The 22,228-nt window shown below is 32.6% G+C and carries 15 protein-coding genes; 3 read left to right on the top strand and 12 right to left on the bottom strand.

Annotation, left to right across the window (positions count from 1 at the left end; all coding sequences use genetic code 11):
• Nucleotides 1–6 precede the first annotated feature (6 nt).
• The 6 genes from addA to J5E45_RS11855 form a co-directional block, all read right to left on the bottom strand.
• Nucleotides 7–3,663 carry a helicase-exonuclease AddAB subunit AddA gene (gene addA, locus J5E45_RS11880; protein WP_069792457.1) on the bottom strand — a complete coding sequence of 1,219 codons (3,657 nt, stop codon included), beginning with the start codon at nucleotides 3,661–3,663 and terminating at the stop codon, nucleotides 7–9.
• Nucleotides 3,660–7,127 carry a helicase-exonuclease AddAB subunit AddB gene (gene addB, locus J5E45_RS11875; RefSeq protein ID WP_208182268.1) on the bottom strand — a complete coding sequence of 1,156 codons (3,468 nt, stop codon included), beginning with the start codon at nucleotides 7,125–7,127 and terminating at the stop codon, nucleotides 3,660–3,662. Before addB ends, addA begins: the two co-directional genes overlap by 4 nt.
• Nucleotides 7,128–7,604: 477 nt before the next feature.
• Nucleotides 7,605–8,198, bottom strand: coding sequence for a signal peptidase I (lepB, locus tag J5E45_RS11870; protein WP_039067801.1), 594 nt, complete (start codon nucleotides 8,196–8,198; stop codon nucleotides 7,605–7,607).
• Between the two features lie 18 nt (nucleotides 8,199–8,216).
• A complete protein-coding gene (lepB, locus tag J5E45_RS11865; RefSeq protein ID WP_039067803.1) occupies nucleotides 8,217–8,735 on the bottom strand; it encodes a signal peptidase I in 519 nt (172 codons plus the stop codon).
• Between the two features lie 4 nt (nucleotides 8,736–8,739).
• Nucleotides 8,740–9,315 carry a TVP38/TMEM64 family protein gene (locus tag J5E45_RS11860; protein WP_039067804.1) on the bottom strand — a complete coding sequence of 192 codons (576 nt, stop codon included), beginning with the start codon at nucleotides 9,313–9,315 and terminating at the stop codon, nucleotides 8,740–8,742.
• Nucleotides 9,316–9,820: 505 nt separating this feature from the next.
• Nucleotides 9,821–11,152 carry a glucose-6-phosphate isomerase gene (locus J5E45_RS11855; RefSeq protein WP_039067805.1) on the bottom strand — a complete coding sequence of 444 codons (1,332 nt, stop codon included), beginning with the start codon at nucleotides 11,150–11,152 and terminating at the stop codon, nucleotides 9,821–9,823.
• A gap of 338 nt (nucleotides 11,153–11,490) precedes the next feature.
• On the opposite strand from J5E45_RS11855, the gene J5E45_RS11850 reads away from it, so the two are divergent.
• The 3 genes from J5E45_RS11850 (at nucleotide 11,491) to J5E45_RS11840 (ending at nucleotide 15,243) form a co-directional block, all read left to right on the top strand.
• A complete protein-coding gene (locus tag J5E45_RS11850) occupies nucleotides 11,491–12,696 on the top strand; it encodes an argininosuccinate synthase (protein WP_039067807.1) in 1,206 nt (401 codons plus the stop codon).
• A complete protein-coding gene (argH, locus tag J5E45_RS11845) occupies nucleotides 12,686–14,062 on the top strand; it encodes an argininosuccinate lyase (RefSeq protein WP_208182266.1) in 1,377 nt (458 codons plus the stop codon). The genes J5E45_RS11850 and argH overlap by 11 nt, the downstream gene beginning before the upstream one ends.
• A gap of 206 nt (nucleotides 14,063–14,268) precedes the next feature.
• Nucleotides 14,269–15,243 carry a glycerophosphodiester phosphodiesterase family protein gene (locus J5E45_RS11840; protein WP_208182265.1) on the top strand — a complete coding sequence of 325 codons (975 nt, stop codon included), beginning with the start codon at nucleotides 14,269–14,271 and terminating at the stop codon, nucleotides 15,241–15,243.
• Between the two features lie 104 nt (nucleotides 15,244–15,347).
• Here J5E45_RS11840 and J5E45_RS11835 read toward each other — a convergent pair whose 3' ends face one another.
• The 6 genes from J5E45_RS11835 to J5E45_RS11815 all read right to left on the bottom strand — a co-directional run bounded on the left by J5E45_RS11835 (nucleotide 15,348) and on the right by J5E45_RS11815 (nucleotide 22,226).
• Entirely contained in the window at nucleotides 15,348–16,592 is a 1,245-nt protein-coding gene (locus J5E45_RS11835) for a Glu/Leu/Phe/Val family dehydrogenase (protein WP_039067810.1), read from the bottom strand.
• Between the two features lie 109 nt (nucleotides 16,593–16,701).
• A complete protein-coding gene (locus tag J5E45_RS11830) occupies nucleotides 16,702–17,892 on the bottom strand; it encodes an ornithine--oxo-acid transaminase (protein ID WP_069792460.1) in 1,191 nt (396 codons plus the stop codon).
• Between the two features lie 403 nt (nucleotides 17,893–18,295).
• Nucleotides 18,296–19,429 carry an NADH-dependent flavin oxidoreductase gene (locus tag J5E45_RS11825; protein WP_039067811.1) on the bottom strand — a complete coding sequence of 378 codons (1,134 nt, stop codon included), beginning with the start codon at nucleotides 19,427–19,429 and terminating at the stop codon, nucleotides 18,296–18,298.
• 610 nt (nucleotides 19,430–20,039) lie between these two features.
• Complete coding sequence (locus J5E45_RS14405; protein ID WP_081324991.1) at nucleotides 20,040–20,240, bottom strand: DUF6007 family protein; 201 nt, start codon at nucleotides 20,238–20,240, stop codon at nucleotides 20,040–20,042.
• A gap of 518 nt (nucleotides 20,241–20,758) precedes the next feature.
• The gene (ygs, locus tag J5E45_RS11820) at nucleotides 20,759–21,139 is read right to left on the bottom strand and encodes a S1 domain-containing post-transcriptional regulator Ygs (protein ID WP_017722342.1); all 381 of its coding nucleotides are present in this window, start codon (nucleotides 21,137–21,139) and stop codon (nucleotides 20,759–20,761) included.
• Between the two features lie 493 nt (nucleotides 21,140–21,632).
• On the bottom strand, nucleotides 21,633–22,226 hold the full coding sequence (locus J5E45_RS11815; protein ID WP_039067813.1) for a peptidylprolyl isomerase: 594 nt from the start codon (nucleotides 22,224–22,226) through the stop codon (nucleotides 21,633–21,635).
• Nucleotides 22,227–22,228 lie beyond the last annotated feature (2 nt).

Genomic DNA, 22,228 nt, shown 5'->3' with positions numbered 1-22,228 from the left:
TTTTGTTTATTCATCAATAGAAAGTTGCCCAAATTTAAAGAAATATAAATAACCTTTAACATTTGTTTTTAAGATAGTTTCTAATGTATTTCGATAGTATTCCATTTGTATTTTATAGCGTTCTCTTAGTTGTGCACCTATTGCTTCATCCGACATATCACGGCGTCTATTAAATGCATCTGTTTTATAATCCACAAAGTAATATTGTCCATCTTTTTCAAAGATAAGGTCAATCATTCCTTGAATTATAGAAGCATCTGCTTCCATATTTTCAATACGGTCTACTTTAGCTTGATTGACTACAAATGGTAATTCACGATATATACGGTCACTCATAGCAATCGTTGTATAAAGTTCACTTTCAATAAACTGGTAAACATCTTCAAATCGGATATCTTTTTTAGCATCTTGATCAATAATATGTTTATCTATCAACTGATTGATAAATGTATCCACGTCACTATGAGATAGCCCTTCCTTTCTGAACGGCAAATGTTGCATTACCGTATGCATAAGAGTTCCAATTTCATTCGCTTTCCGTTTCGTATTATGACTTAAAAACCCTGGTCTTTCGTAGGAAGCTGAGCCAATTCGATATTGTCTAACTCTATCGTAATTTGTGTCAGCTTGCTCAGTCTCGAGTTGTCGTTTCAATTCTGAGACGGATTGTTTTGATGGTTTTTCAATAGCTAATTGATGTGGGTAATTGAAACTTAATTGTTCATGAATCTGTGACTTGAGCTCATCATTACCAGTCTGAGTCGTTTGTATATCTGTAAGTGTACGTTGCTCACTTTCGGCTATAACAATTTCTGACGCAATATCTTCATAAAAGTCTGTTTTTAGCTGGACAAAAGGCGTCATCGAATCATCAATGTCATTGATTGTTGCTTCAAAACGCAATTCTTTTGGCAGTGAAGTAGATTGATATTTAGCCAATATAGGATAAATCATATCAATCGGTCGTTGCGCTGTTAAACGGTAGCTAACTGGTAAATGCGTCTCTGAAATTGATACCTGTTCAAACTGAGTTAGTTCTTTTTCATCTTTTACGCGACCTATTAAAAATAATTGTTCTTTAGCGCGTGTCAACGCAACATATATTAACCTCATTTCTTCTGAAACCATTTCTTTTTCTGCTATCGCCTTATACGTAACAGATGATAATGATGGATAAGATAAGTGACTATCAATGTCATAGTACGTCATACCTAAACCATAACTTTGATTTAAAATTACTGGTCTGTGCAAATCATCTCTTCTAAAACGTCTCGATAGTCCTGAATAAATTACGAATGGGAATTCTAATCCTTTACTACTATGAATCGTCATCATTCGTACAACGTCATCATTTGGACCAACAATATTTTCTTCACCAAAGTCTTTACCTCGTTCTATTAATTCATCTATAAAACGGATAAATTGATACAACCCACGGAAACTAGAATTTTCAAATTCTACCGCTTTATTAAATAACCCGTACAAATTTGCACGTCTTCCTTTACCACCGACAATGCCACTAAAATATTGAATAACATAATGGTCATTATAAAACTTATCGATTAGTTGATAGACAGGATGACTTTGGCTATAACGTTGATATATTTCAATATCTTTCAAGAAAGCTTCTAGTTTAGCGACTAATTTTTTATTAGCCACATCATTTGCTATATAATGCTGTATCGATTGATAAAAATAATCATCATTGGGACTAAACACCCTGATATTTGATAATTCATCCTCAGTAAACTGGTAAATCACAGAACGCATGAGTCCAACTAAATAAATATCTTGTAGTGGGTTATCTACTGTTCTTAAAAAAGACAATATAAGTTGTACTTCAGTCTGTTCAAAGTATCCCTCTTTACTATTAACATGAAAAGGAATGTTATGATCCTTAAACGCTTGTTGTATCTTACGTGCCTGTCCATAAGAACGTTCCAAAATAACGATATCTTTATAACTAGGTTTTCGATACTGCTCAGTTTTCATATCATAAATTTCATGCTCTGACATAATTTTTTCTACTTGTTGAACAATATATTCTGCTTCTTGTTCCGAACCATTTAAGTCCGAAGAAGCATCTTCAACTAACATATTCATCTGAACGTCATGCGGCTCATTATCGAAAGGTGCGCCGTAATAAAGTTGTGCAGCATCATCATATACAATTTCTCCAACCGCTTCATCCATCATATGCTTAAATAAATAGTTCGTTGTAGTCAAGACTTCTTTTCTAGAACGGAAATTTTGTGATAAATCTATGCGCATACCATTCTCTGAACCATCTAATGTAAAACGGTTATACTTTCCTATGAATAAACTGGGGTCCGCTTGTCTAAATTTATAAATAGACTGCTTTACATCGCCTACCATAAATAAATTCCCATCTGCCTCACTACCTCGTTTAATACATGCAATAATTTGCTCTTGTACACGGTTGGTGTCTTGGTATTCATCCACAAGTATTTCTTCGAATTGATTGCGATACATATCAGCGATGTCTGATGGGGCACCATCTTCATTCATCAATACCCGCAATGCAAAATGTTCATAATCCGAAAAATCAAGTAAATTTCTGCTACGTTTCTTTTGATTAAATAACTCAATCACATCTGCTGTTACTTGTGCTAAATATGCTACTCTAGGCGCTAAACGCTGCATATCCAATTTTAAATCTTCAGCATTACGCGAAAAATAATCTTCTTGTACTTTAGTTACCAATGCTTTGTATTGATCGTAATGTTTTTTACCATCATCGTATGCATCTAGCATCATCTCATTGGCTTCTTTTATTTTTTTATTCTTAGCTGGAAAACGTGCTTCAAACTGATGATCGGCGATAACTTGTGTATTTAATATACCGCCTTCCATCGCTTGGGCAATAAAACGACGCTCTTTTTCTAAGACCTCAACTTGTTTATCCACTTCTTCTAGCATCATGAATAAATCATAGCTTTTATTCAGCGCTTCCAATGCAGAATTCATAAAGACCATAGCTAAATCACTTAATAACTTTAATAAGTCATCTTGCTTTGTAACATCATCATATGGTGCTGATAACTGCTCCAACCAAGCCATTGGGTTTGGGTTCGCCACGCTAAAATAAAACATTTCTTTAACTGTGTTACGTAGTTGATTATCATTACGATCAGATGATAATTGTTCCGTTAAATCAATAAAGTTAGAATCTAGCTGGTCGTAATGTTTTTCTAATACTTCATCTATTGTCTGTTCAAGTAGCAATATATTTTCAGCTTCACTGCTCGTTCTAAAATTAGGATCGATATCAAGCACATCATAGTGGTGTTGAATTAATTTCAAACAAAAACTATGTAACGTAGATATCTGCGCTTGATGTATCTTTACTCGCTGATTTTTTAAATGTGTGTTATTTGGGTCCTCATTTGAAGCTTCTTGAATTCTTTGGTCTACGCGGTGTTTCATTTCTCTCGCACTTGCATTCGTAAATGTGACAACTAGGAGTTTATCAACATCAATTTTATCTTTAATAATACGTTGTATAATGCGCTCTACTAGTACGGCAGTTTTACCAGAACCTGCAGCAGCTGCAACAAGTATATCTTGTCCCTTTGCATAAATACTCTTCCATTGGTTATCTGTCCACCTCGTATTTTCAGGTTTCACTGGTATTTGACTCATTTTCCATCGTCCTCACTTTCTACAATCACATTCTGCACTTCTTCTAATGGATCAATAGACTCGTCAACTGTACGATAACGTTTACTATCTATCATACCGTCTACATGGCAGACTGATTTATAACTACAAAAGTCACATGGTAACGTCTGATTATATTTCATCGGCGCTACTTCTGTATGTCCATCCATAATATTTGATGCCGTTTCAATAAAGTTTTGTTTATTATGATGAATTAATTTGTAAATAGTATCTTCGTCTGCAACCTTACTATTACTTTTAATAGCGCCATCTTTTTTCAAACCTAAGGGTACAATATCAGAATTATAACTTGGCTCCAATCTACTATCAAAAGCATCTAATACTGATTCATCACTATTTAGCAAGCCACTTAACTTGAAGGATTGAATGAATTCAGAGTCTCTTTTTTCTTCCGACAATTGGTTCCATGCTAGTTTAATACGAGGTTCATGTACATGGAAATACAATAGCCCGCCAGGTTTAGTGAGGTCTGTTAATCCTAGACGTGATTTATTTTGAAGTACGATATCCATATAGGTCATCATTTGCATTTGCATACCGTAATAAACTTTTGTTAAATCCAAAGTTCCACTATATTTAGATGACTTATAGTCAATAATATTTACAAAACTCTCTTCGCCATTTTTATACGTATCTATCCGATCAATCTGTCCACGTATATTTATAGGTATACCTTGTTTTGTATATAATGGTTTGGCTAATAATTCGCTATTATCTTTTGGTTTTCTTCTAAAACCAGCTTCAAATCGTTGTGGCGTAAATTTAGTATAGTTACCTTGATATTTTAATGCCGTTAAAGTCGTTTCTACAATTGCACCAATACGTTGAGATAAATAACGGTAATAGGCTGTTGAATTTAATAAGTTAAATTGTACTTCAGGCAATATTTCACTTAATGCTTCAACTGTTAGCTTATGAATTTGTTTTGGATTTAGATTCTTAAAATCACCATTCACTTTTTCTGAGATGAATTTTAATACTTGGTGGAAAATATCTCCCAGATCAAAGTTTTCCAATTTGTATTTTGTACGTTCGTTTAAACGTAAACCATGTGACGCAAAGTGTTTAAAGGGACAAGCTTGATAACCTTCAAATCTAGACACACTTGCGTTAATTGTAGAACCGTACAATTCTTTAGATAAAGATTCACTTAATTGAACCGTTTCATTATCATAAGTTAAAGCAGATAATAAGTAATCTAAACCATCATTTAAACTTTCATCATCTCGCATTACTTGATATGTATCTAACCAAGTTTCTGCAACAATTTCATCATCTAACCAAGCCTTTAACGATTCGAACAAAGCAATTTTAGTTTGATGCGGATGTTCCATTAAAGTGAGTGGTTGCGCTTGATGTTGATGATGTATATTTTGAACTTCTAAATTAGTAAATAATTGTTGAATTTGACTTAAAAATGGGCTCGGTTCTTTTTGATCGCCGCCAGAACCCATGAGTGAGTATGAAAATGTAACCTGCTTACAGCTACGCGTCATCGCAATATAACATACAAATGCTTCATCCATTTGCAATATGTCTGCCGTAGGACTTAATTCTATAGAGGATTGTTCTTGAAAATATTTCTTCTCTTCGTCCGTAATTAAACTTGAAGATGAAACGGTTTGCGGTATAACGCCATCATTTGCCCCTACTAAATATACGTGCTGTTTGTTATCTACTTTTGCTAAGTCCATAGTACCAACACTTACTTGATCAAGTTTCTGTGGAATCATTACAAACTCTAACTGTTCTAAACCAATATCAAGCAATTCTAGAAAACGTGATTTAGACATCGTTTGCTCGCCAAACACAGTGACTAAGTCATCCAGTGTTTGAATAAATCCATGCCATATCTGGTCAATTTCTTCAGCGTCTTTATGTTGGCCGTTAAAATCTAACGTATCACGTTCGGTCATTAATTGGCTTGGTAAGTCGAAAGCTTCCAATGATTCATAGAAAGCAGTTGCAAATTCAATAGCTGTTGTTGCATGATTCATACGCTCTTCAAAAATCATCACTTTATTGATGACATCTGTTTTCATCTGAATAACGCGTTCAAAAGTCTCACGTTCTTCATCTGTTAATGGCTGTCGTTTTAGACCCATTTTTCTAAATTGTTCAATATCAAAATATTTTTCATCCAACCAACGTTTGCCATAAATACCACGTTCTAAAACAAAATTCTCTAATGTATCTATTAAGTAATGACTATCCTTAAATTTCTTCGACAGAATATCCGTTTTAAAAAGCCGCATAAGTGGATCGAAATTCCAATTGGTTTGTATTACTTCTATCAATGATCTTATCATTTCCATAATAGGATGATGTGTCATTGACGGCTTTACATCGATGTTATATGGTATGTCAAATTGCGGCAAAATCGACTCCATGAGATAAGCATAGGCTTCATCTCTATATAAAATAGCGATGTCTTGAAACCTATATCCTTTTTCACGTGTTTCTCTTAAAATACGACGAGCAACTTCATTTATTTCCTCTCTCATCCCACTAGCTTCTAAAATCGCTATATCACCATTTGACACTCTAGGTTCAAATTGTAATGCATTAAAATTACGCTCTAAATTGACTAGGTCAGAATTCTCAAAACGGTACACTTCATCAAAACGCTTAGTATGTAATCCTACGTTGAGATTATTTGCAATTTCTTCTATATGTGTCAATGATTCCGAAGGTTTTCTAAATAAACTAAACATATCTTTATCGCCATCAGTTGTTAATACAACCGTAACTTTTTTAGCGTATTTAACTAAACTACGGATAATTTGATACTCTAATGTCGAGAAGTTATGAAACCCATCAATATAGATTTCTGCTCGTTTCAACCATTCAGATTGTTCCATCATCGTGATGAATCTTTGCAAACTATCTTCAGTAGATACATATGTCCCGTCAATTCTATCTTCTAAATGTTTATAAACCAGTGCAATATCTTGTAACTTATGTTTTGTTCTTGTTTGTAAATCATTTTCTGAAATATAATCATTTAATTGTTGCGGTGTTACCGCATATTTTTTAAAATCTTGTATTTGTTCATAGAGCTTTTCACTAAATCCATAATATTTAACTTGAGAACGGTATAATTTCAATTCTGATTGATGTTGCTGTATGATGTCATAAATCATCATTTCAGTTCCTGCTTTAGATAATTGTTGTTCTACCAAGCCACCAACTTCTTGAAATACACGATAACTTAATCGTTCAAAGTGTAAAACTTCGGTTCTCAAACTACCATTTAGTGATTCATCATTTACGAATGATTGCTCAAGTTGAAAAGTATTTTGTGTAGGCGCAATTAAGACAATAGGATCGCCTAATGGATCTTCTCGCATTTTTGTTTTAATTTCTTCAATTATTGCTTTTGACTTCCCTGTGCCTGCTCTGCCAATATAAGCATTTAATTCCATGATTTACGCCAACTCCTTTGACTCATATTTTAACATATATATGGTTGTGTATAACTATTCTGACACCTTAGACGTCGAATATATTAGTATATGTCTTTACTGTAATTTTGATTAATTAATAATAGTTTATGGAATATTAGAAAATGGTCGAATAAAAATCTAATTTCTTTAAAAAGATCTCGTCTTTCCACCTCAGATGAAGGCTATGCATAAATCCCACTTACTCAATAAATTGAGTAACAAGGCTTTAATTCTTTATCCAGTAACATACTGCCAATACAATAATTGAGGCTAAGACAATTATTATATTTGTCCCAGCCTCCTCTTACATATTCTTTACGTTAGTTTTTTGCATTATGATTGTACTTTTAAAATATAAGTATATTCATAACATTAAACCTTTTATTTTATAATAAGTTAGGGCAATGAAATCTTATTTAGTTAATAAAATTTCATTGCCCTACTCTCAATATTTTATTATTCATACTTTGTATCTGGATTAAATCCAAATTTCATTTCATTTAATGGCCAAAAACTAAACGACACTTTACCAACAACTTGGTCTTCGTCAATTAAACCAAACGAACGACTATCTTTACTTACTTCACGGTTGTCACCCAATACAAGTAATTTACCTTCTGGGATTTTATTTTTATCTTTTACTTTATCTAAACCTTCAGTTTGTTCGTTCATCTCTTTTGTTGTAAAACTACCAGTTATATAATTATAATCTTTATGTTTTTCATTATAATCTAAATAAGGTTCATCTACTTTTTTACCATTAACAAATAACTGATCTTCTTTATATTCAATGTTATCCCCTGCTGTACCGATAACACGTTTAACATAATCATTATCCTTAGTTGCATGGAAGACAATAACGTTACCTTTTTCAACATCTCCAAATCGTTGACCAATTAAATTAACAATAACGCGTTCCCCATCTTTTAATGTAGGATCCATAGAGTCCCCTTTAACTGTATATGATTTCCCTACGAAGTTAACAATTAGCAATACTAAGGCCACTGCAACAACGATGGACACAATCCATTCTACTATTTCTTTTCTCAATTCCTTCACCTCGTTTATTTAATTAAAAGTCACTGTAAAATTTTCAAACGGATAATATCTTAAGCTTGTGTTGCCAATGATATCTTTCTGATGGACGAAACCTAATGTTCTTGAATCGTTTTTATTTTCACGATTATCATTAAGTACAAAATAAGCATTCGGTGGAATAATATCACTTTCAGAATCTTTAAGGTTTCTAAGTGACAAGTTATTAATGCTATTCTTTGTATACGGCTCATTTACTTTCCTATCATCTCTATATAATGAACCATTTTTAAATGAAATAGATTGCCCAGGTTTTCCGATAATTCTACTAAACTGGATTTCTTTTCCGTTACGATACATAATAATATCATTATTATCTAAAAAATTAAATGTCGTTTTTATTTTATTAACAATAACACGATCACCTTGTTTTAGATTTGGGGCCATTTTATCGTCTTTTATCACTGATCCTGTAAGTACAAATGCCTGAATCAATAGTACAATAATAATCGCAAATATAATGGAAATCAAATGTTTTAATAATTTTCGCAAGTTGTCACTCCTCTGACGAATGCATAAAATGTTTCTCTAGTTTTCTACCAACGAACCACACTATAGCAATCACTAACACTATAGTTATCAGCCTTATCGGATTAGTGAAAAGTGTTGTAATGTCATTACCTAACCATCCAATAAGACCAATCATTATAAATTTAGATGCTATTAGTACAATTAGATAAGCGTGCGCTTTAATATGAGATAAACTTGCCACAATATTAACTAGTGCACTTGGTGTGAATGGAAAACACATTAAGATAAAAATAGGGATGACACCTTTTCTATCAATAAAATGTATTAAACGCTGAACTGATGTCCGCTGTTGAATTTTTTGCATATATTTTGTATGTGTTAACCTTCTAAAAATTAAAAATACAATGTAACTTCCAACTACAGTACCTAGCCAAGCTAATAAAGTACCTACGAACCAACCAAATGCATTAACGTTCACGATTACAAACACAATGATTGGTAGAATAGGAATAAATGCCTCAATAAATGGTAATAGAAATCCTGCGATGTATCCTAAATTCCCAAATATATCAAACCAATACTGTACTTGTTCCTCTGTCATCAAATCCATCCTCGTCATCACTATTCTTTATAATTATAAGTGTAAAGTTGCTTTTTTAAAACTATAAAGCGTTCAATATAATATAAATCAGTCTTAAGAACGACATAACTTTAAAGGCGTCATCGAATGATTATTTATACTTTCGATTAGCACTAATTTTGAAGAAAATGAAAAAAATAATAACCACACTAATATTTACTTTAATTAATAAGTTTGCAAAATGTTCGTATGTATAAGAAGAAAAGCGAGTTAGACGAAGAAATCTAATTTATTTAAAAGATTTCTTCATCCCATCTCGGCAAAAATGACTAGAATTAAAAGGAATAAAAGATTTACGAGAGCTAATGCTCATGCATAAGTCCCACTAACTCAACTAATTAAGTAGCGGGACTTTAAATTACTGCCAATACAATGATTAAGGCTGAAACAATTAATTTGTCCCAGCCTCCTCAAATATAAAATTAACATCAGTTAATTATATGCTCTATAACAGTGTGTTGATGAATTATAAACGTTTTTCTAATTCTTCTTTTTTATCTTCAAAACCTGGTTTACCTAATAAAGCAAACATATTTTGTTTATATGCTTCAACTCCAGGCTGGTTAAATGGATTAACGCCTAATTGATAACCGCTCATAGCACATGCTAATTCAAAGAAGTAAACGATATAGCCGAATGTTTCTTCGTCTAAACGAGGGATATTTACAACAATATTAGGTACACCACCATCAGTATGTGCTAACAATGTACCTTCAAATGCTTTCGTATTTACTTCGTCTATAGATTTACCAGCTAAATAATTTAAACCGTCTAAATTATCAGTGTCTTCTTCGATAGTAATATCATGTTTAGGGTTATTAACTTTCACAACTGTTTCAAATAAGAAACGACGACCTTCTTGAACATATTGTCCAAGTGAATGTAAATCTGTTGTGTAGTTAGCACTAGAAGGATAAATACCCTTATAGTCCTTACCTTCTGACTCACCAAATAATTGTTTCCACCATTCATTAAAATATTGCATTGATGGTTCATAGTTAATCAACATTTCTGTGTCATAACCTTTTGCATATAAAACGTTACGAATTGTTGCATATTGATATGCAATATTTTCTTCTAGATCTTCTGAAGACAATTCTTTACGTGCTTTTGCTGCACCTTCCATCATTGTTTTAATATCAATACCTGCAACAGCAATCGGTAATAAACCAACTGCAGTTAATACTGAATAACGTCCACCAATATCATCCGGCACAACAAATGTTTCATAACCTTCATTAGTTGCAAGTTGCTTTAACGCACCTTTTTCTTTATCTGTTGTTGCAAAGATACGATTTTTCGCTTCTTCTTTACCATATTTATTTTCTAGTAGTTGTTTAAATAATCTGAATGAAACTGCTGGTTCAGTCGTAGTACCTGATTTAGAAATAACATTTACTGAGAAATCTTTACCATCTAAATAATCGATTAATTCTTGTGTATAAGAAGAAGATAAATGATTACCTACAAAGACGATTTCTGGGAATTCGTCACTATTTCTAAATGATGATGTTAGCATTTCGATAGCTGCGCGTGCACCTAAGTATGAACCACCAATACCAATTACTACAAACACCTCTGAATGTTCTTTGACACGTTTTGAAGCTTCTAAAATACGCGAGAATTCTTCTTTATCATAATCTACAGGAAGATCAATCCACCCAAGGAAGTCACTACCAGCACCAGTTCCTTCATGAATTGTTTTGTGAATTGATTTAACTATATCTTTTTGTTGCTGTAATTCATGTTCGCCGAAAAATTCTAAAGTTTTACCATAATCTAATTGAATATGAGTCATTTTGAATTGCCTCCAGTGTTTTTAATTTCAACATTATTTTACTAAGTTTATTTTGAGTATTCAAACAACTAGCCTATATAAAGTTTAAAATCTGGCTATTAAAACATTCATTCACTCAATATCTTCAATAGTCTATTCAATTTTTTATACATAAATAAATAATATCCAACTCTATTAAACTCCTTTAAAACAACATTTAACAATATAACGGAAGCCATATTTTTTATATTTTTGTATATTTATGTATAAAAATGGTTTTATTTCCATTTCCTTTATGCTATACTAATCAATATCAAATTCATATTAATAAATTATAAAAATTCAATTGAGGTGGAACTATGAAAGAGAAAATAGTATTAGCATATTCTGGTGGTTTAGATACAAGTGTCGCAGTAAAATGGTTATTAGATAAAGGTTATGACATCGTAGCTTGTTGTTTAGATGTCGGCGAAGGCAAAGATTTAGACTTAGTATATCAAAAAGCTTTAGATATGGGCGCAATAGAATGTCATATCATTGATGCTACGGAAGAATTTAGTGAAGACTTCGTTTCATATGCAATTAAAGGGAACCTAATGTATGAAGGTACATATCCATTAGTTTCTGCATTATCAAGACCTTTAATTTCAAAAAAATTAGTTGAGATTGCGAGCAAAACAAATGCAGTCGGTATTGCACACGGTTGTACTGGTAAAGGTAATGACCAAGTGCGTTTCGAGGTTGCAATTAAAGCCTTAGACCCGGACTTAAAAGTTTTTGCCCCAGTAAGAGAATGGGCTTGGAGCCGTGAAGAAGAGATTGATTATGCAATCAAACATAATATTCCAGTTCCAATCCAACATGATTCTCCTTATTCTATCGACCAGAATTTATGGGGAAGAAGTAATGAATGTGGCATACTTGAAGACCCTTACGCTGCACCACCAAAGGACGCTTTTGATTTAACAAACGAATTAGAAGATGCGCCAGATGTAGCTGATGAAATTGTACTTTCATTTGAAAAAGGTATACCAACTGCTTTAGATGGTACATCTTATAAACTTAGTGAACTTATTTTAGAACTTAACAAACTTGCTGGTAAACATGGTATTGGCAGAATTGACCATGTTGAAAACAGACTTGTTGGCATTAAATCTAGAGAAGTTTATGAAACACCTGCAGCAGAAGTAATTGTCAATGCACATAAAGCACTTGAAACAATTACACTTACTAAAGATGTTGCACACTTTAAACCAGTGATTGAAAAACAATTTTCAGAACAAATTTATAATGGTTTATGGTTCTCACCTTTAACTGACAGTCTAAAAGTATTTGTTGATAGTACTCAGGACTATGTAACTGGTGATGTACGTCTTAAACTTTATAAAGGTAACGCTATTGTTAACGGAAGAAAGTCACCACATACGCTTTATAATGAAAAATTAGCTACTTATACAAAAGAAGATGCATTTAATCAAGAATCAGCAGTTGGCTTTATTGATATCTTTGGCTTACCTACTAAAGTAAACTCAATGTTACATGGTGGATATAAAGATGAGCAGTAAAGCTTGGGGTGGTAGATTTAGTGAGCAACCAGAAGCGTGGGTTGATGAATTTAATGCTTCGATACACTTTGATAAAACATTAATTCAATATGATGTCCAAGGTAGTATTGCTCATGCAACCATGTTGGCCAAACAAGGTATTATTTCTGATACAGACTGCGATCAAATTATTGAAGGTTTAAATGCAATTTTAGCTGATTATGAACAAGGTAAGTTAGCACTTGATGTTTCATTAGAAGATATTCATTTAAATATCGAACATGAATTAATAAAACGTATTGGTGATGCAGGCGGTAGATTGCATACAGGACGTAGTAGAAACGACCAAGTAGCAACAGATATGCATTTATATACAAAAGCAGAAGTCTCTCAATTAATAGATTTAATTATTTCCTTCCAACAGACGATTGTAAAAATTGCTGAGTCTCATATAGATACGATTATGCCTGGTTACACACATCTGCAAAGAGCTCAACCAATTTCATTTGCGCATCATATCTTGACATACTATTGGATGCTAGAAAGAGACAAATCACGTTTTCAAGATAGTTTGAAACGTATTGATATCTCTCCACTTGGCGCTGCTGCGTTAAGTGGTACGACTTATCCGATAGATCGTCACGAAACACAGTCATTATTAGACTTCTCCGCTATTTATGAAAATAGTATGGATGCTGTTAGTGATAGAGATTATATTGTTGAAACACTGCATAATATTTCATTAACAATGGTTCACCTGTCTCGTTTTGCTGAAGAAATTATTTTTTGGTCATCTGCAGAAGCCAACTTTATTACATTATCAGATGCATTTTCAACTGGCTCATCAATTATGCCTCAGAAAAAAAATCCTGATATGGCTGAATTGATCAGAGGTAAAGTTGGACGTACAACTGGTAATTTAATGAGTATGTTAATGACACTTAAAGGATTACCTTTAGCTTACAATAAAGATATGCAAGAAGATAAAGAAGGTCTATTTGATGCAGTTCATACATTGAAAGGTTCTTTACGTATTTTTGAAGGAATGATAAATACAATGACTGTAAATGTAGATCATTTACAAGAAACTGTGTATAATGACTTTTCCAATGCAACAGAACTTGCTGATTATTTAGTTAATAAAAATGTTCCCTTTAGAAATGCTCATGAAATAGTTGGTAAAATTGTACTTTGGGCTATTCAGCATAACGTATACTTATTAGATGTACCTTTAGAACAGTATCAAAGCGCACACGAAAGTATTGAACCTGATATCTACAATTATTTAAAACCTGAAAATTGTATCAGCCGTAGAATAAGTCACGGTTCTACTGGACAAGAAGCTGTTAAAAAACAATTAGAAATTATAAAACAAAACTTAAATTAGAATTTTTGCACAGATACCCTATTTAATAGGTGTATCTGTGCTTTTTTATCGCCCAGCAATTAAAATATTGTGATTCACTTCGTTGATTATATGTAATGTTTAAATTAATTTTTTATAGTTTAAATTAGAATTTTGTAAATACTATTTTCAATTTAAGTTTTTTTATGTACTGTAAAAGAAAGTTAATATTAAAGGAGTGACCGCTTGTGAAACATTCAAATAAATTTTTGATTTCAAGTATAGCAATATTATCATTATCTGGTATAGGAAGCTCAACAGTTACAGAAGCAGCTAGCAATTCTCAAGGTACAAACAGTCAAAGCGAAAAGACTTCAGTTCAAGCAGCTGACGATAATAGTAAACAAGAGCAACAAAATTGGATACATAATTTAACTGGCGAGAAATTCACAACAATTGCACATAGAGGTGCTAGTGGCTACGCTCCAGAACATACATTTTACTCATATGACAAAAGCCATAATGCTATAGGCGCGTCATATATTGAGATCGACCTACAAATGACTAAAGACGGTCACCTAGTAGCTATGCATGATGAAACTGTAGATAGAACAACAAATGGTACTGGTCGCGTCGATCAGTATACACTTGAAGAATTAAAACAGCTTGATGCCGGAAGTAAATTTAACGAACAAAATCCACAATATGCTAATTCAAATTATAAAGGTGCACAAATACCTACGCTAGACGAGATATTAGAGCGTTACGGTACTGATGCCAATTATTATATAGAAACAAAATCTCCAGACGTATATCCTGGTATGGAAGAAAAATTATTAGATACACTTAATAAACATCAATTACTAAATGAACAGTCTCTCAAAAAAGGCCATGTAATAGTGCAATCATTTTCACAAGAAAGTTTACTTAAAATGAAAAATTTAAATTCAAATGTGCCACTAATAAGATTATTAGACAAAGGCGAATTACCAAATATGACGCAACAAGATTTTAATTATATTAAACAATATGCTATTGGCGTCGGCCCTGAATACACCGATTTAACTAAGGAAAATGTCACCAACCTTAAAAATACAGGATTTCTTGTTCACCCATTCACTGTAAACGAAGTTGCCGACATGGAAAGACTAAATGAATATGGAGTAGATGGATTATTTACTAATTATCCTGATTTATATAAACAAGTCGTAAACGAACAATAGCTAATACTTTAAATTAGATAATTAATCCATAAAAACTCAAAGAAGTCCGAGACATCTATTTATGTCTCGGACTTCTTAATTTACTACTATATATGAATATTTATTTACGCCCATCCACGGTAACGAGCTGCCTCTGCAGTACGTTTGATTCCAACTATATAGGCTGCTAAACGCATATCAATCTTTCTATTTTGAGATAATTCGTAAATTGTATCAAAAGCTGTTGTAAGTTTTTCACGTAGTTTCGTATTTACTTCTTCTTCAGTCCAATAATAACCTTGGTTATTTTGAACCCATTCGAAATACGAAACAGTTACACCACCAGCACTAGCTAATACATCTGGAACTAGTAATTTACCACGTTCTGTTAAAATACGTGTACCTGCTGGCGTCGTTGGTCCATTTGCCGCTTCAACCACAATATCAGCTTTAATGTCATGTGCATTATCTTCTGTGATTTGATTTGCAATTGCTGCTGGTACAAGAATATCACAGTCAATTTCAAACAATTCCTTATTAGAAATTGTTTCATCAAATAGGTTAGTCACTGTTCCAAAACTATCTCTTCTATCTAATAGATAATCAATGTCTAAGCCTTCTGGGTCATGTAAAGCACCATAAGCATCTGAGATACCAACAATTGTTGCGCCCATATCATACAAGAATTTCGCTAAGAAACTTCCAGCGTTACCAAAACCTTGTATAACAATACGAGAACCTTTAAGATCTAAGCCTTTTCTTTGTGCTGCTTGTTCAATAGCAATAACAACACCTAAAGCAGTCGCACGGTCACGTCCTTGTGAACCACCTAGCACGATTGGTTTACCAGTGATAAATCCTGGTGAATTGAATTTGTCTAATGAACTATACTCATCCATCATCCATGCCATAATTTGAGAGTTTGTAAATACGTCTGGTGCTGGAATATCTTTCGTTGGTCCAACGAATTGAGAAATTGAACGCACATATCCACGAGATAAACGTTCTACTTCATGAATACTCATTTGACGTGGATCACAAATGATACCACCTTTACCCCCACCATATGGTAAATCAACAATGCCACATTTCAATGTCATCCACATTGATAATGCTTTAACTTCTTCTTCGTCCACATCTGGATGGAAACGTACGCCACCTTTAGTAGGTCCAACAGCATCATTATGCTGCGCACGATAACCAGTAAAAGTTTGAACAGTACCATCGTCCATGCGCACAGGAATTCTAACTTGAAGGAATCTTAAAGGTTCCTTTACTAAATCATACATCCCATCATCAAATCCCAGTTTGTGCAATGCTTCTTTAATAATTTGTTGCGTAGAAGTAACTAAATTATTATTCTCAGTCATGATCATTTCGCCTCTTTTTCGTTACTAATGATTTCGCTTTCATGATAATTGTAACATAAGATTTTCCTTTTTAAAGGGTTTTCAAAACATATGTTACAGAACTGTGAATTTATTCAAAAACGCTTCTAATTTTGTCTAATGCAAAGTCTAATTCTTCTTTAGAAATAATGAGTGGCGGTGCAAATCTAATGACCGTATCATGCGTTTCTTTACATAATAAGCCTTTTTCTTTTAATGCTTCACAATAAGGTCTCGCTTCTTCATTTAATTCAACCCCAATAAACAAGCCACGGCCGCGTACTTCTTTAATTGATGGATGCTTTATTTTTTTTAATTCTTCTTTGAAATAATTACCTAATTCTAATGAACGACCTGGTAAATCTTCGTCAACGATTACATCTAGCGCTGCATTTGAAACCGCACAAGCTAGTGGGTTACCACCAAACGTAGAACCATGAGAGCCTGGTGAGAACACGCCAAGCACTTCTTCGTCAGCTAATACTACAGATATTGGTAACACGCCGCCGCCTAATGCTTTACCTAAAATGTATACATCTGGTTTAACGTCATCCCAGTCTGTAGCAAACAGTTTACCTGAACGTCCTAAGCCAGCTTGTATTTCGTCAGCAATAAACAATACGTTATGTTCATCACATAGCGCTCTTATTTCTTTTAAATAACCTTCAGGTGGAACATTAATACCAGCTTCACCTTGTATTGGTTCAATTAAAATTGCTGCTGTATTTTCATTAATAGCGTTTTTTACAGCTTCAATATCACCAAAGTCTACTTTGCGGAAACCGTCTAATAATGGACCATATCCTCGTTGATATTCTGCTTCTGATGATAAAGATACAGGTGCCATTGTACGACCGTGGAAGTTACCATTGAAAGCAATAATCTCTGCTTTATCTGAATCTATTTTTTTCACATCGTAAGCCCAGCGGCGCGCTGCTTTTAAAGCTGTTTCAACTGCTTCAGCACCCGTGTTCATTGGTAAAGCCTTAGCTTTTCCTGAAAGCTTACAAATTTTTTCATACCATTCACCTAGATTTTCACTATGAAATGCACGTGAAACTAAAGTAACTTTGTCTGCTTGATCTTTCAATGCTTGAATAATCTTTGGATGTCTATGACCTTGGTTTACAGCTGAATATGCCGACAACATATCCATGTATTTGTTACCTTCTGGATCTCTAACCCAAACGCCTTCAGCTTCCGAAATAACGATTGGAAGCGGTACATAGTTTTGTGCTCCATAATGATTTGTTACTTCAATGATTTCTTCTGATCTTGACATGATATCTCCCCTTTGTAAAAATTTAAGAGTAAAAAGACTCTTAAGTAATACTCATTCATAGCATAACGTATTTAACGATTAACTGAAACTATTTTCTGAAACTGCTTGGACTTTATGTAACGAATGCCTCTAAATCAGTTAAATTAGCGCTAATAATATAATTAATAAACATCAAAACAATATTGTAAACCCTTACATATATAATGACATACTTCCTTATATTAATACAAGAAGATTTCCTTAATTTTTAAATTAAATTATTTTTTGTTATTGTTGCACGAAATTGCATATTTAATCACGGTATTATTCATTTTTTCAATTATGTATAACCTGCATAAATATATAACAATCGAGGCCGAAACATCTAGTTAATGTTTCGGCCTCGATTGATATGCTAAGCATTCTATTTATTATCTGTTCTTGGTAGTGGATAAAAACCTTGATTGAATTGTTCCCAAAGCTTAGGTGGTAAATGATGTCTATCTTTTCTATTAGGATCAAAATGAGAAATGATTTCATCTTCCTTGCCATCTTTAATTTTACTTATAAAATTATGATCTAATAATATTTCTCTACCCAAAGCAACAAGTTCAACATTTGTAGACTCAATCGCTTCAATTGCTTGATCCGCAGTAAAGATAGAACCGATACCTACTAAAGGCATGCGACCATCTATCCATTCTAATAATAATTTAATACGTTCTTGTCCTTTATATTTACCCTCACGTGTTTCTGAATGTATATCCATTAGAGAAACATGTAAATAATCTAAAGGTTTATCGATTAATTGTTTTACTAATGATTCGGTAATTTCCATACTTATGCCAGGTGTTTCTGCTTCTTCAGGTGAAAATCTATAACCAACAATAAAATCTTTATTACCATGTTGTTTGACTGTTTCTGTTACTTCATCAACAACGCTTAATGCGAATTTCAAACGGTCTTGGCCCCATTCATCTTCACGACGGTTATAATAAGGCGATACAAATTGATGAATTAAATAATGATTCGCACCATGGATTTCAACACCATCAAACCCAGCTTCTATAACTCTACGAGTCGCTTCACCAAAAGCTTTAATTGTTTGTTTAATTTCATCTTCAGTAATTTCACGTGCATGATGTTCTTCTTGTTCACCAAAACTTTTTAGTGAAATTGGCGTTGGTGCAGCTACGTCTCCATCTGGTGTTAAATTAGGTAATGATTGTGCACCACCATGATGAATCTGAACAACAGCTTTTGCACCGTTTTTTTTCATAGCTTGAGCTAAACGTTTTAATCCTTCAATATTTGAATCATGGGCCACAGATGGTTGTCCAGGAAATGCCTTCCCTAAATCTGTAACATTACTAGCTGCTGAAATAGCTAAACCAACATCTTTCGAACGTTGTTCCATATAAACAACTTCATCATTTGAAGTAGATCCGTCATCATTTGATGTAACATGCGTAAGTGGTGCTAAAACAAATCTATTTTCTAAAACAACTTTATTAGGCAATGTTATTTTTTCAAATAATGGTTGAAATTTTTTATTCATTTTACTTTTCCTCCTATGCGTTAAAACATTAGAAACCCTTTAAAACACTTATAGTTTGTAGTGCTTTTCTTATTCTAACTATAATAATCTGATAGATAAATAAATATGCTCACGCATATATTTTTGTAATTTTTATAGTCACGATTTTAATTAACTCTAAACTGCCTATGTCTTAAATTAATGCATTTTATATTTCCAACTATCATAACTTTATAATATATATAACGAAAACAAATATTCACGTTGATACCGCCCCTGCTATTGTGAATAGTAAAAAGATTTTTAGCATGGCTTAATGTCACATTTTATTTATTGTTCTTTATAAATATTCTTATTATAAAAAGTTAAATTATTTTCATTTCCTTATTAAATTTCACCGATTTATAAAGTACAATTCAACATTAAGTATATAAGAAAAAATCATAATTGCTAATGACACTCCTATTAAAATACACATAAACATTTGACTAATTGCACTTAAAATTATCATAGCAGAATTGAAATTTTGCTATAAGTGTTCATTAAATGAAGCTATCTCTATAAAAAAATGCAATTGATAATCAGTGAGGAAGTTTTTTATTTTAGATACATTTGTATAGAATCATTGCTTTCAATCTTTATTTTTTATAAAGTTTCTTATTGATAAAGATATAAAGGACAATCCTATAGATACTAAAATAATAATTATTACATTTAGTAAAACGCTTATAAGATTATAAGCGGGTAGATATGTATATAAGAAAAAAAGAGGGATTAGGAAAATTAGATCTAACCACCCTAAACCATTCAATGATTCTTTTAGATTTTTCATTATCTCGCCTACCTTTATTACAAAATTGAATATTCCTTATCTTAACTTCATAATCTTCAACAGTTGTACAGAATATATTTAGAAGTTCGAACACTAGTAAAACCGACTTTGGCACTCAATTTACGTTTATTAATAATCTAACAGTATCAAAACACCACCGTTAACTCCTATGCATGACATAGTTAGAACAATACAAGGCTACTTATAAACATTTTTATTAATTGCTTAAAGATTGATTAATCAACTATTTAACGCCCTTCTGTTCCACCACATTTAAAAAAATATCTGCCCTAGATTTCCAACTTGATACAAACATATCATTTGTTGTTTAAATTCCTTACTAATTGTTCTAAATTTATATATAAAAGAGCACCTAACTTCTTAGTCTAACAATAATTCAGATTATAGAAGTTGTCCAATTAACCGCAGCCAGTCCAAACATAATCATTTCAAACCACGCTATAAAACAATTAAAGCTGAGACATTAATTTATGTCTCAGCCTTAAGTAAAGATGACTTCATTCATCTTTGATCGCATTTTTGGACTGTTTAATCCAAACCGGTAAGCGTTCTTTAATTGTTTGAAACCCATATCTTTCGGTTTCTTTAATTTCATCTAATACTGATTGCTTTTCTTTCTTACGCTCATAATTTTTAAAATAGTCATTATCTTTTAATGAAAGATTTAATTTCCCTTCATCATCAATTGAAATTACTTTCGCTCTTACAATTTGTCCTTCTGATAAAAACTTTTTCAAATTATGGACGTAATCATCCATAATCTCAGAAATATGGATTAATCCTTCAGCATTGTCAGGGGTTTCTACAAAAGCGCCATACGGTTGAATACCAGTCACACGAACTTTAATATGTTGACCTACTTTATAGTGATTATTCAACGTGATAACCCCTTAATTCGTTTTACTTAACACTATTATAATAGCATACATTATAGGAAGGCACTAACATAAACATAGAAAAATTTCACATTTTACAATTTTATATTGTTAAAACAATTATTTAAGAAGGTACTTAGATGTTGAGATATTGCATTTTTATTTGTATTTTATAAAAATTTCGATTAAATCGTTATTCCTTGTTTTACTAATACTGGGTATTTTCTCATTAATTTATTTTGTAAATTAAACATTTTAATTCTTTTTAATTTTTTTACTATTTATTATTAAAAGTTTGTTTCGATTAAAATCTCTCATCATTTTTACTTGCCGATTCCTCCCTCGCCATTTTAAGACACTTATAAAAAAGGAGAAGAGTAGAAACCAACATCAAAATTGATTTCTAATCTCTTCTCCTACAGTGTCAATTAAGTATTAAATCAGCTTGTTTAAATTAAAAATGGTCATTTATCTACTAATTCATGTAAACCATTAATTATTCAACGATTTCGATTGAATCAATTGTAATGTCATATAATGGTTTGTCTTGTGGACCTACTTTTGTATTAGCGATATCTTCTAATGTATCTTTACCTTCAATTAACTGACCAAATACAGTATGCTTTTGGTCTAACCAAGGTGTTCCACCAGTTTCACCATAAGCTTTTACAATTGGTTCTGGCCAACCTCCGTCTGCTAATTGACTAAGCATTGATTCCGGCACTTCATTCATTTGAACAATGAAGAATTGAGAACCATTTGTATTTGGTCCTGCATTTGCCATTGAAAGTGCACCGTAGATATTAAACGCTTCTTTTGAAAATTCATCTTCAAAAGGTCCACCGTAAATACTTTCGCCACCCATGCCTGTAGCAGTTGGATCTCCACCTTGTACCATAAAGTCGTTAATTACACGGTGGAAAGTAACGCCGTTGTAATAGCCATTTTTAGCATGCGTAACAAAGTTTTCTACTGTTTTTGGTGCAACTTCTGGTAACAATTTAAACGTCATATCGCCCTTGTTTGTATGCATTACCATTTTAATTTCATTGTCATTTATTTCTTTGTTTAACTGAGGATAGTTCGTCATTT

The organism is Staphylococcus shinii, assembly GCF_017583065.1.
Taxonomy (GTDB): Bacteria; Bacillota; Bacilli; order Staphylococcales; family Staphylococcaceae; genus Staphylococcus; species Staphylococcus shinii.
This window is presented reverse-complemented; position numbering and strand designations above follow the sequence as displayed.

Excerpts from the sequence above, each read along its gene's own strand:
- addA (WP_069792457.1), bottom strand. The coding sequence starts at position 3,663 with ATGAGTCAAATACCAGTGAAACCTGAAAATACGAGGTGGACAGATAAC.
- addB (WP_208182268.1), bottom strand. The coding sequence starts at position 7,127 with ATGGAATTAAATGCTTATATTGGCAGAGCAGGCACAGGGAAGTCAAAA.
- J5E45_RS11860 (WP_039067804.1), bottom strand. The coding sequence starts at position 9,315 with ATGACAGAGGAACAAGTACAGTATTGGTTTGATATATTTGGGAATTTA.
- J5E45_RS11855 (WP_039067805.1), bottom strand. The coding sequence starts at position 11,152 with ATGACTCATATTCAATTAGATTATGGTAAAACTTTAGAATTTTTCGGC.
- J5E45_RS11850 (WP_039067807.1), top strand. The coding sequence starts at position 11,491 with ATGAAAGAGAAAATAGTATTAGCATATTCTGGTGGTTTAGATACAAGT.
- argH (WP_208182266.1), top strand. The coding sequence starts at position 12,686 with ATGAGCAGTAAAGCTTGGGGTGGTAGATTTAGTGAGCAACCAGAAGCG.
- J5E45_RS11835 (WP_039067810.1), bottom strand. The coding sequence starts at position 16,592 with ATGACTGAGAATAATAATTTAGTTACTTCTACGCAACAAATTATTAAA.
- J5E45_RS11830 (WP_069792460.1), bottom strand. The coding sequence starts at position 17,892 with ATGTCAAGATCAGAAGAAATCATTGAAGTAACAAATCATTATGGAGCA.
- J5E45_RS11825 (WP_039067811.1), bottom strand. The coding sequence starts at position 19,429 with ATGAATAAAAAATTTCAACCATTATTTGAAAAAATAACATTGCCTAAT.
- J5E45_RS14405 (WP_081324991.1), bottom strand. The coding sequence starts at position 20,240 with ATGAAAAATCTAAAAGAATCATTGAATGGTTTAGGGTGGTTAGATCTA.
- J5E45_RS11815 (WP_039067813.1), bottom strand. The coding sequence starts at position 22,226 with ATGACGAACTATCCTCAGTTAAACAAAGAAATAAATGACAATGAAATT.